Source organism: Sphingomonas sp. (genome assembly GCF_040398505.1).
Classification (GTDB): domain Bacteria; phylum Pseudomonadota; class Alphaproteobacteria; order Sphingomonadales; family Sphingomonadaceae; genus Sphingomonas.
In genome coordinates this window covers 15853-27093 of record NZ_JBBATX010000027.1, presented here as the reverse complement: position 1 = coordinate 27093, position 11241 = coordinate 15853, and the positions used below count along the sequence as shown (strand labels likewise).

Annotated in this window: 6 protein-coding genes and 1 pseudogene; 2 read left to right on the top strand and 5 right to left on the bottom strand. The window is 64.0% G+C overall.

The window, feature by feature from the left end; all coding sequences use genetic code 11:
• Nucleotides 1-839: pseudogene (locus tag ABWP09_RS05650) on the bottom strand (hypothetical protein); the annotation flags it as partial.
• 75 nt (nt 840-914) lie between these two features.
• Between ABWP09_RS05650 and alaS the strand changes: the two are divergent.
• Nucleotides 915-3560, top strand: a complete 2646-nt coding sequence (gene alaS, locus ABWP09_RS05645) for an alanine--tRNA ligase (protein ID WP_353204168.1) — start codon at nt 915-917, stop codon at nt 3558-3560.
• A 42-nt stretch (nt 3561-3602) separates the two neighbouring features.
• Here alaS and ABWP09_RS05640 read toward each other — a convergent pair whose 3' ends face one another.
• From ABWP09_RS05640 to ABWP09_RS05625, 4 genes are all read right to left on the bottom strand, one after another.
• A complete protein-coding gene (locus ABWP09_RS05640; protein WP_353204167.1) occupies nt 3603-5939 on the bottom strand; it encodes a TonB-dependent receptor in 2337 nt (778 codons plus the stop codon).
• Between the two features lie 173 nt (nt 5940-6112).
• Nucleotides 6113-6901 (bottom strand): hypothetical protein, encoded by a 789-nt coding sequence (locus ABWP09_RS05635; RefSeq protein ID WP_353204166.1) that lies wholly within the window; start codon nt 6899-6901, stop codon nt 6113-6115.
• Nucleotides 6902-7294: 393 nt separating this feature from the next.
• Complete coding sequence (locus tag ABWP09_RS05630; RefSeq protein WP_353204165.1) at nt 7295-9085, bottom strand: cation:proton antiporter domain-containing protein; 1791 nt, start codon at nt 9083-9085, stop codon at nt 7295-7297.
• A 36-nt stretch (nt 9086-9121) separates the two neighbouring features.
• Complete coding sequence (locus tag ABWP09_RS05625) at nt 9122-10342, bottom strand: NADP-dependent isocitrate dehydrogenase (RefSeq protein ID WP_353204164.1); 1221 nt, start codon at nt 10340-10342, stop codon at nt 9122-9124.
• Nucleotides 10343-10493: 151 nt separating this feature from the next.
• Between ABWP09_RS05625 and ABWP09_RS05620 the strand changes: the two genes are divergently transcribed.
• Nucleotides 10494-11240, top strand: a complete 747-nt coding sequence (locus tag ABWP09_RS05620; RefSeq protein ID WP_353204163.1) for a phosphatidylserine decarboxylase — start codon at nt 10494-10496, stop codon at nt 11238-11240.
• Nucleotide 11241: the final 1 nt, after the last annotated feature.

Here is an 11241-nt window from a genome sequence, read left to right as displayed (position 1 = left end):
GTCGCATCCTGATAGCGGCCGATCCAATAATAAGTGTGGCTCGGCATGTGGATCAGATGGCTGGCGGCGGGCGCGAGCGCGCCGAGCCGGTCGGCATAGCGCTCGGCGCGCCCCGGAAAGCCGCTCATCTCGGTCGCATGGATGTAGAAATGGATCGCCGGGGTGAAATCCGGATTGCGCTTCAGCACCACCTCCAGCAACGCGACCGCGCGCGGCATTCCGATCTTATTGTCGGCCAGTGCCGCCGGGATCATCCACGCGTCGGCTGCGAGCGTGAGCAACTCGTCGCTTTCAGGATGCGCCAGCGCGATCGCATCCATCGCACGGGCATAGGCTTGGTCGCCCCGCCCCTTGCCGCCGCCATCCGTGTAGCGCAGCTTGAGCGCCGCGAGCATTTGCCGCTCGAGCAACGGCCCCGTCGCCGCGAGCGGGATCGCCGCGTCGGTCAGCTTGCCCATCTTCACTTGCGTCGCGGCATCGACGGTGAAGTTGATCGTCGGCCCGCCCGACCAGGCCTCGCCCCACACGCACATCGCACACGCCGGATCGATCCGCGCCGCTTCCTTGAACGCGCCGCGACCCGCATCGTGCGCAAAGGCGTGGCTCAGTTGCATGCCGTTATCGAAGAACGCCTGCGCTTGCGGCTTCGTGGTCGAGATCGTCAGCGCCCCAGCCCCGAACCCGGGCAAGATCCGTTCGATGCCCGGCGCGGCGGTATCGTCGCCACAAATCGTATGGAGCGGCGCATCTTGCGCCACGACCGCCGCACCCTCGGCGCTCGGCGCGAGCAACAACAGCATCGGTGCGATCATCAGCAAACGCATGGCAAGTCCCCCCATCGCGCGGTCGTATCGCATCACGACCAACCGAGCCATGCTTGAGATACGGCGCGGCCTCGCCTAAGCCATGCGACCATGATCTCCACGAACGACATCCGCCGTAGCTTCCTCGACTATTTCGCCGCCAACGGCCACGCGAAGATCGCGTCCGCGCCGCTGGTGCCGCAAAACGATCCGACGCTGATGTTCGTCAATGCGGGGATGGTGCCGTTCAAGAACGTCTTCACCGGCCTGGAAACGCGGCCGTACGTCACCGCGTCCTCGAGCCAGAAGTGCGTGCGCGCAGGCGGCAAGCATAACGATCTCGACAATGTCGGCTACACCGCGCGGCATCACACCTTCTTCGAAATGCTCGGCAATTTCTCGTTCGGCGATTATTTCAAGGAACGCGCGATCACGCTCGCCTGGGGCCTGCTGACCAAGGAATGGGGGATCGACCCGAGCCGGCTGACCGTCACCGTCTATCACACCGACAATGAAGCGTTCGATCTGTGGAAGCGAATCGCGGGCCTGCCCGAAGAACGCATCATCCGCATCGCCACCAACGACAATTTCTGGTCGATGGGCGATACTGGCCCGTGCGGCCCGTGTTCGGAGATTTTCTTCGATCATGGCGACCATATCCCCGGTGGCCCGCCGGGCAGCCCTGATGAGGATGGCGACCGTTTCGTCGAAATCTGGAACCTCGTGTTCATGCAATTCGATCAATCGGCCGATGGCACGCGGACCCCGCTGCCCAAGCCGTCGATCGACACGGGCATGGGGCTCGAGCGGATCGCCGCCGTGTTGCAGGGCGTCCACGACAATTATGACACCGACACGTTCAAGGCGCTGATCGCCGCCTCGGGCGCGCTCACCGGCACCGCGACCACCGGCGACAATCAGGCAAGCCACCGCGTCATTGCGGATCATTTGCGCACCTCGGGCTTCCTCGTCGCCGATGGCGTGCTGCCCGCCAATGAAGGCCGCGGCTATGTGCTCCGCCGCATCATGCGCCGCGCAATGCGCCACGCGCATTTGCTTGGGAGCAAGGAGCCGTTGATGCACCGGCTCGTGCCTGCGCTCGTCGCGGAAATGGGCGCGGCGTACCCTGAGTTGGTGCGCGCGCAGGCCTCGATCGAATCGACCTTGTTGCAGGAGGAGACGCAGTTCCGCCGCACACTGGTCAACGGTCTGCGGCTGCTCGATGAAGCGACCGCCGCGATGGAACCGGGCGCGACGCTCCCCGGCGAAACCGCGTTCAAACTCTATGACACCTTCGGCTTTCCCTACGATCTGACCGAGGATGCCCTCCGCGCGCAGGGCTTCGGGATCGACCGCACCGGGTTCGACACCGCGATGGCCGAACAGAAGCGCGCCGCGCGCGCCGCGTGGAAGGGATCGGGCCAGCGCGCGTCCGATGACGTATGGTTCGACATCGCCGAAGGCTCAGGCGGCACCGAATTCATCGGCTACACATCGGAGGAAGGCGAGGGCCAGGTCGTCGCGATCGTCAAGGATGGTGCGCGCGTCGACAGCGCATCCACCGGCGAAACCGTCGAGATCGTCGTCAACCAGACGCCTTTCTATGCCGAAAGCGGCGGACAAGTCGGTGACACCGGCACGCTGACCGCACCCGGCGTGCTGGGGCAAGTCGAGGACACGCACAAATATCTCGGCCGCCTCTGGTCGCACCGCACCACGATCACGCAAGGCCAGATCGCGGTCGGTGATGCGCTCCACCTTACGATCGACCGCGCCCGCCGCGACCGCATCCGCGCCAACCATAGCGCCACCCACTTGCTGCACGAGGCGCTGCGCCAGCGCCTGGGCCTTCACGTCGTGCAAAAGGGCAGCCTCGTCGCACCCGAACGCTTGCGCTTCGATTTCTCGCAGCCAAGCGCGATCGATCCCGCCGCGCTCGCCCAAGTCGAGGCCGATGTGAACCACCACATCCGCGCCAACGGAGCCGTCAGCACGCGCCTGATGACCCCCGACGAAGCGATTGCCGAGGGCGCGATGGCGCTGTTCGGCGAGAAATATGGCGAGGAAGTCCGCGTCGTCTCGATGGGAACCGAGGACGATCGTACCTATTCGCTCGAATTGTGCGGTGGCACGCACGTCCGCGCGCTCGGCGATATCGGCCTGTTTACGCTGGTTAGCGAAGGCGCGGTCTCCTCGGGCATCCGCCGGGTCGAAGCGCTCACGGGCGAAGCGGCGCGCGCCTATCTCACGTCGCGCGATGACAAGCTCAAGGAAGCCGCGACCGCGCTCAAATCCTCGCCCGATGAGGTCCCGGCGCGTGTGCTCGCGTTGGTCGAGGACCGCCGCCGCCTGGAGCGCGAACTCGCCGAGGCCAAGAAGGCGCTGGCGCTCGGCGGCGGGGGAGGGGCGGCACAAGCTGGCCCCGAACAGATTGGCGGGCTCAATTTTCTCGGGCAAGTCGTCGATGGCCTCGACCCCAAGGGCCTGCGCGGCGCGGTCGATGACATGAAGCAACGCCTTGGTGGCTCGGGCATCGCGATGATCATCGCGGTCAATGACGGCCGCGCCTCGGTCGCGGTCGGTCTGACCGAGGATCTGGTCTCCACCAAGAGCGCGGTCGATTTGCTCAAGCTCGCCGTGGCGACGCTCGGCGGCCAGGGCGGCGGTGGCCGTCCCGACATGGCGCAGGGCGGCGGGCCGGATGGCGCAAAGGCGGCCGATGCCATCGACGCGGTCAAGGCCGCACTGGCCGGCTGAACGGGCACGCCACCGCGGCGGCGGCGTGCCCGATCAAAGCTTTCAGAATTTGAACCCCGCCTCGACCCCGAAGATGCGGGGTTCGTTGACGAAGCCGGTCAGATTGTTGAAGTCGATCCCGCCGACTGCCTGCGTCGTGTCGGTGATGTTGCGCACGAAGCCCGCCACATCGAAGCGATCGGTTTTGTAGCCGACGCGCAAGCCGCCTTCGAGCAGATGCTTGCTCTGGAATTCGACCGATTCGTACAGGAAGAAGTTGATCTTCGAACGGTACGCCCAGTCGGTATAGGCATAGACTTCGCCATTGCCGATCGGCACGCCATAGCGCGCGGTCCAATTGGCGATCCAGCGCGGCGATTGCGGCAGGCTGTTGCCGTTGATGTTGACGACCGCCGCGGTGAACGGCGCGGTCGGCACCACCACCGGATCGAGCACAGTACACAACGCCACGCCGTCCGCGCCCTGCACGCCGCACGCCGCGGTGGTCAGGTTCGGATCGCGAATTTCGGTGTGGTTGTAGCTCAATCCTGCGGTCAGCGTCAGGTTCGGGATCGGGCGCAGCTCGGCATCCGCCTCAAGCCCATAGCCGCGCACGTTCTTGGCGTTGAGCAAGCGGTTGGCGTTCACCCCGCCGCCGACTGCGGTCAACTGCGCATTGTTGAGGTCATAATAGAAGCCGTTGAAATTGAAGCGGCCGCGTCCGCCGAGGAAGGTCGATTTGACGCCCGCCTCCCACGACTGGATCGTTTCGGATTTGGCAGTGGTGACACCGTCCTCCAGCGTGTTGGCGGTGTTGGCGGGGAACAGGATGCGTCCCTGGATGCTCGGCGCACGGTATCCCTTTGCGGCGCGGGCATAGAGGTTGACCCCGTCGGTCGCCTTGAAGTTGGCGGTCGCGTCCCAAGTGACGTTTTCGCCCGAAACTGAGCGCCGCACCGATCCGAGCGGATCCTGCAGGAAGTTCGGAAACTGCGTGTCCTTGGTGCGCGTGACGAAATAGTTGCGCTTGTCGTTATTATACCGAACGCCGCCGGTCACGCTCAACCGGTCGGTCAGCTTGTACGTAGCCGACCCGAACACGCCATACGCCTTGCTGTCCTGATCCTGTGAGACCAGAATGTTGACCGCGCCCGGCGCATTGTTGGGGTCGCCCAGCGTCGAATAATTCTCGCTGACGATCTGCAATTGCTCGCTGAAATAGAACACCCCGGCCTGATAGCTGAGCGCGCCATTGCCATTGCTGGCGATGCGGAATTCCTGCGTGAACTGGCGCAGCCGCGGCACGCTGTCACGCGTTTCGGCGGTGAAGGGGATGTTGCCTGGGCCATAGGCACCGGCGGGCAGGAAGTTGGCACCGAAGCCGCCATCGACATCGCCCACCGAGGTTGCGTTTCCGCTCCAATAGCTCGTCACCGAAATCAGCGACACCGGCCCGGCATTATAGGTGACGTGCGCCGACAGGTTCTGCGTGTCGACCTTCTGTTCGTTCTTGCCATCGGTCGACACGCGATTGCGGTCGAACGTGGCGTTGAGCCCGGTCTGTCCCTTGGTGAAGACATTGGCGCGGAACAGGCGGGCGGTACCGCGCAGCGTGCGCAATTGCCCGGCGAGCAGGATGTCAAAATTCTCGGTCGGCTTGATGTCGATCTGCGCGCGCCCGGCAAATTCCTTGAACCCCTCGAAGCGGTTCCGGGTCGTACCCGATGGCACGACATTGTCGACATAGCCGTCCTGCCGCTGATACAGCGCCGAGACGCGCGCGGTAACAGTATCGCCGACAATCGGCGCGCCGATCGCGCCCTGCGCGTTCACGCCGTTATAGCTGCCATAGGAGATGCGGCCATAGCCGTTGGTCCGGGCGCTCGGCTTGACCGAATCGAACTTGACGATGCCCGCCGGCGTGTTGCGCCCGAACAGCGTCCCCTGCGGCCCGCGCAGCACTTCGACGCGGTCGAGATCGAATACCGGAAAACCCTTCAGGATCGGGTTTTCGAGAACGACATCGTCATAGACCAGGCTGACCGGCTGCGACGCGTTGAAATCAAAATCGGTATTGCCGAGACCGCGAATGTAGAAGCGCGGGAAGGTGCGCCCGAACGACGATTCGACGATCAGGCTCGGCACGCGCGCCGACAGGAAGCGGATGTCTGGTCCGCCCGCTGCAATCGCGTCGAGCTTGTCGCCACGGATCGCGGTCACCGACAGCGGCACGTTCTGCAGATTTTCCGAGCGCCGCTGGGCGGTTACGACGATGTCGTCGAGCCCTTTGCTCTCTGTGGCGGGCGCGGCCGGGGCCGGTTCTGCAGGCGCTGTCTGGGCGAGCGCGGGCGTGGCGAAGACCACGAGGAATGTCGTGGCGAGAAGCGTAGAATGGCGCACGGAAGGCCCCCCTTATTCATGAAAGTGCAACATTGGCGGTGCCGTCCGTGGGCGTAACGGTCAAGCCTAGTTGGCGCGCGGGGGAAATTACGCGACGCAGCCGATGCGATAAAGCAACACCTTCGCGCGGCGGTGCGCTGCGTGGCATGGCAATCAGTTCGGGACGCCAGCGTTCAGGTGCATGCCAGCGCAACGGTCTTGGCGCGCAGATCATAGGTGATCGACGAACAGTTTTTGAGATAATCGGTGCCGAGCGTGATCGCGTAGCGCGGCTTCTTCTTCGTATTTGCGGTTACGACGATCTCATCGGGATCAGGCACGACGGTGCTGTCGGGAATGCTTGATTTCGCCTCGGGACGGATGCGCACGGCAATATCGCCAACGCTATAACCGTCGATCAGGAACGGTCGGGTAAGCACCAGCCGCCGCCCCGGACGGCTCGTGCTGTTGAACAGCCGGTACTGCACCGGATCGCCGCTCAGCGCGCCGCCATAATGATCGGCCAGCAGCTTGCCCGTTGATGCGTTGACGAGCGTATCGTGGCGGTCGAGGTTGAAATCGACGCCGACGCGTTCACCGGCGATCTCGATCTCGAACGCGGCGCTTACCAGCCCAAAGAACGGAAAACTGCGCAGCGGATGCGTAATGACACGGTCGCCCGGCGACGCCGCGCGCAAGGTCATGCGGACGACGTCATAGCCGATCCCGGTTGGGCCAACCACACCGTCAAAGCCCGTGAAGACATCGCGGTCGGCCCACAACGCCCGTTGCCGCTTGCGCGAGTCGCCATATTGGCTGCGGACCACTTTCGAACTGATCGTAAAGGAATCGCCTTCTTCGGTCTTGCCCTTGCCCTTGAACGGCCCCGATTTCAGCGCGAGCGCGTTGGCGAAGCCGCCGTTGAGGATTGGCCATTTCAGGGCATCGGCCGCGACCTTAAGGCGTGCCGACTTTCCTTTCACAACGATCGGTATGATGTAATCACCTGATATCTCAATCGTTTTCAGAGGCTTGTCGCCGCGCTTAGCCTGAGCGCCGATCGCCGGATGATGCGGAACGGCAAGCATTGTGGCGAACACGGCAGCGACGACCGCACGGCGATAGCAACGTCCTCGGATCATCGACGGAACCTTCCAGCTAAGGGTGCCCGATACAGGACTCGCTTCGCGCCCGCAGGCATCGACGGATGTCCTACACGCGGCCTTCATGCCACAATCACCGCCGCTCTTTCAAACCGTCGATCCGCCATCACCCCAGCGCGAAAAAACCACGCGTTGGTGCGACTCGTGCGACTTTTGCAACAAAATTAGGCAAATCCAACCGCGTCCGAAACACGCTTTATCCCTAAACTTCGCCTAAACTTCCGCAGCATCTCCCGCGGTCACCCCGCGCCGCACCCGTTTCAGGCGCGGCAGCGCCACCATTTCCGCTGCCGCCTTGATCTCCTGCCGCAGCGCGTCGCGCTTTTCGTGGATCGAGGCGATCACCGGGCCGACCGCGACGCCGAGGTCGGTCAGTACCGCCTCGGCCAGTTGCAGCGAGAATTCGAGCGTCTCGGGCACCGCGTCGCTGACACCTGCCTTGTACAGTTCGGCGGCGTGCGCCGTATCGCGCGCGCGCGCCACGATCGTCAGATCGGGCACCCACCCGCGCACGCGCCGCGTCAGCGTAACGCTCAGCACCGGATCGTCCATCGTCAAAATCAGCGCCTTGGCGCGCCCGAGGTTGAGCCGATCGACCAGTTCGGGCCGCACGACATCGCCGAACATCACCGTATAGCCCTCGGCGCGCGCCGCCGTCACCGCGTCGATATTGGCCTCGACCGCGACATAGGGCTGGCCGTGGACCGCGAGCATGTCGCAGACCATCCGCCCGACGCGGCCAAAACCGATCACCACCGTTCCGGGGCCTTCGGGCGAAATCTCAGCGTCGGGCAAATCACCGCGCTGCTCCAACCCCCGCGCCACACGCTTGCCGAGCATCGACAGCAGCGGCGTGATCGTCAGGCCGATCGCGGTGACGGTTTGCCAGAAGCTCGCAAGGCCAGGCGCGATCAGCTGCGCCTGCGCCGCCGCGCCGAGCACGATCAGCGTGGTCTCGGACGGACTGCCCATCAGCACGCCGGTCTCCGCCGCGACGCCGCCACGAATGCCGGCGAGCCGCAGCAGGACGAAGGTCACCGCCGCCTTGACCGCGACCACTGCCGCAATGCCGAGCAAATAGACCCCCCAATCGGCCATGATCGCACGCAGATCGACGCTCATCCCGACGGTGATGAGGAACACGCCGAGCGCCAGCCCCTTGAACGGCGCGGTGATGACCTCGACTTCGCTGTGATAATCGGTTTCGGCGATCAGCAGCCCGGCGATCAACGCGCCGACGATCGGCGACAGGCCGACGGCGCTGGTCGCGAGACTCGCCGCGATCACGACGAGCAACGATGCCGCGAGGAACAGTTCGGGGCTCTTGGTCCGCGCGGCTTGGGCGAACAGCTTTGGCAACAGGAAGCGGCCGCCGATGAACAGGATCACCAGCGTGAGCACCGCCGCCCCGCCGACTCGCGCAAAGCCGATCATGCCACCCGCCGCGGCCATTGGCCCGACCGCGCCGAGGATGAAAATGATCGGCACCAGCGCCAGATCCTCGAACAACAGCATCGCGAACGCGGTCTGCCCAACGGGTCCCGTCGTCCCGGCGATCGGCAAGACCAACGCGGTCGAGGATAAAGCGAGCGCGATGCCGAGCGCCATCGCGCCCGCCCAATCAAGACCGGTCAGCAGATGCAGCGCGAACCCGATTACCGCGCCCGCGCCGATCAATTCGGCCGCGCCGACCCCGAATACCAGCCGCCGCATCGACCACAGTCGCTTGAAGGACAGCTCCAGCCCGATCGAAAACAACAGCAGCACGATGCCGAACTCGGCGAACGGCTCGATCGCGTGCGGATCGGAAATCGTGATGTGGTAAAGCCACGGATAATCATCGACGAGCGCACCGAGGCCGAATGGCCCAACCAGCAGGCCGACCAGAATAAAACCGATGACCGGGCTGATTTTCGCGCGTGCGAACGCCGGGATGACGAGCCCCGCCGCGCCGAGGATTACAAGCGTGTCGCTGAAGCCGGTATTGGAGAGGGGTGAGACCATCCGCGCACCTTGGCGCGAATGGTCGCCTTTGTCAGCTTATCCCTGCACGCCCATCTTGGTTTCGAGGTTGAGGCGGACCTGTTCGAAGAACTGCTCGGTCGTCATCCACGGCTGATCTGGCCCGATCAGCAACGCGAGATCCTTGGTCATATGGCCGTCCTCGACCGTCTGGATGCAGACCTGCTCGAGCGTTTCGGCGAACTGCGTCACGTCGGGTGTGTTGTCGAACTTGCCGCGATATTTCAGGCCGCCGGTCCAGGCGAAGATTGAGGCGATCGGGTTGGTCGAGGTCGCCTTGCCCTGTTCGTGCTGGCGGAAATGGCGCGTGACGGTGCCGTGCGCGGCTTCCGCTTCAACCGTCTTGCCGTCGGGGGTGAGCAGCACCGAGGTCATCAGCCCGAGCGAGCCGAAGCCTTGCGCGACCTGATCGGACTGCACGTCGCCGTCATAATTCTTGCACGCCCAGACGAATTCGCCATGCCATTTGAGCGCCGACGCGACCATGTCGTCGATCAGGCGATGCTCATAGGTGATGCCGGCTTCTTTGAACTTGTCCTTGAATTCGGCCTCGAAAACCTCGGCGAAGAGATCCTTGAAACGTCCGTCATAGTATTTGAGGATCGTGTTCTTGGTCGACAGGTACACCGGCCATTTTAGGTTCAGGCCATAATGCATCGACGCGCGGGCGAAATCGCGGATCGAATCGTCGAGATTATACATCGCCAGCGCAACGCCCGGAGACGGATAGCGGAACACTTCCTCGTCGATGACGGTGCCATCATCGCCGTGGAACACCATCCGCAGCGTGCCGGGGCTGGGCACGAGGAAATCGGTCGCGCGGTATTGATCGCCAAAGGCATGGCGACCGACGACGATCGGGTGCGTCCAGCTCGGGATCAGGCGGGGGACATTTTTGATCACGATCGGTTCGCGGAAGATCGTGCCGCCCAGAATGTTGCGGATCGTGCCGTTGGGCGACTTCCACATCTTCTTGAGGCCGAATTCCTCGACGCGCTGCTCATCGGGGGTGATCGTCGCGCACTTCACGCCGACGCCATATTTCTGGATCGCCTTGGCGCTGTCGACCGTGACCTTGTCGTCGGTGGCGTCGCGGGTCATCATCCCGAGGTCGTAATAATCGAGATCGATGTCGAGATAGGGGAGGATCAGGCGCTCGCGAATCCACTGCCAGATGATCCGCGTCATCTCGTCGCCATCGATTTCCACGACGGGCGTCTTCACCTTGATCTTCGCCATTACGCTCTTTCCTGTGGGGAGGTTTGCGCCAGCGTCTAGGAGGAAGGCGGGCGGCGATCAACCCGGTGCGGGCGCTCCGTCCATCGAGCCCGACCCGGACCGCCTCCGGTTCGCGATTGTCGCGGGCAGGGGGGTGGGGTAGGACCGGAGCATGTCACCCATCGAAAAACCTGTCCTCCCCGCCGAAGCCGTCAAATGGCGGGTGCCCGATCTCCATCCGGAGGGGCGCAAATATGTTATGATCGCGGGGGTGGTTTCGTTCGTCGCCTGGGTGTCGCTGGGCTGGTTCGTTGCCTGGCCGCTGATTGGCTTCACGCTATGGGTGGCGTTGTTCTTCCGCGATCCGGTGCGGGTGACGCCAAGCGGAGAAGGGCTGATCGTTTCGCCCGCCGATGGGCTCGTCTCGATGATCGAGCGCGTTCCCGTGCCGCGCGAACTCGCCGGGCCGAACGCGCTGGGCGATGCCCCGCTGATTCGCGTCTCGGTATTCATGTCGGTGTTCGATGTGCACATCAATCGCACGCCGATTGCCGGCACGATCAAGCAAGTCGTCTATATTTCGGGCAAATTCGTCAATGCCGAGCTCGACAAAGCGAGCGAAGACAATGAGCGGCAGCATATCCTGGTGGAAGGGCGTCCGGATGCAACCGGAACCGCTCGCCGGATCGGGTTTACGCAAATCGCCGGGTTGCTGGCGCGGCGAATCGTGCCGTTCGTGAAGGCAGGCGACATGGTCGCCGCCGGCCAGCGCATTGGCCTGATCCGCTTCGGCAGCCGAGTCGATGTCTATCTGCCCGACGATTGCGCGTGTCAGGTCGTGCTCGGCCAGCGCAGCGTGGCGGGAGAGACCGTGCTCGGGCGCGTTGGTGGAACCACCGCGACCGGCATCGCGCAATGAT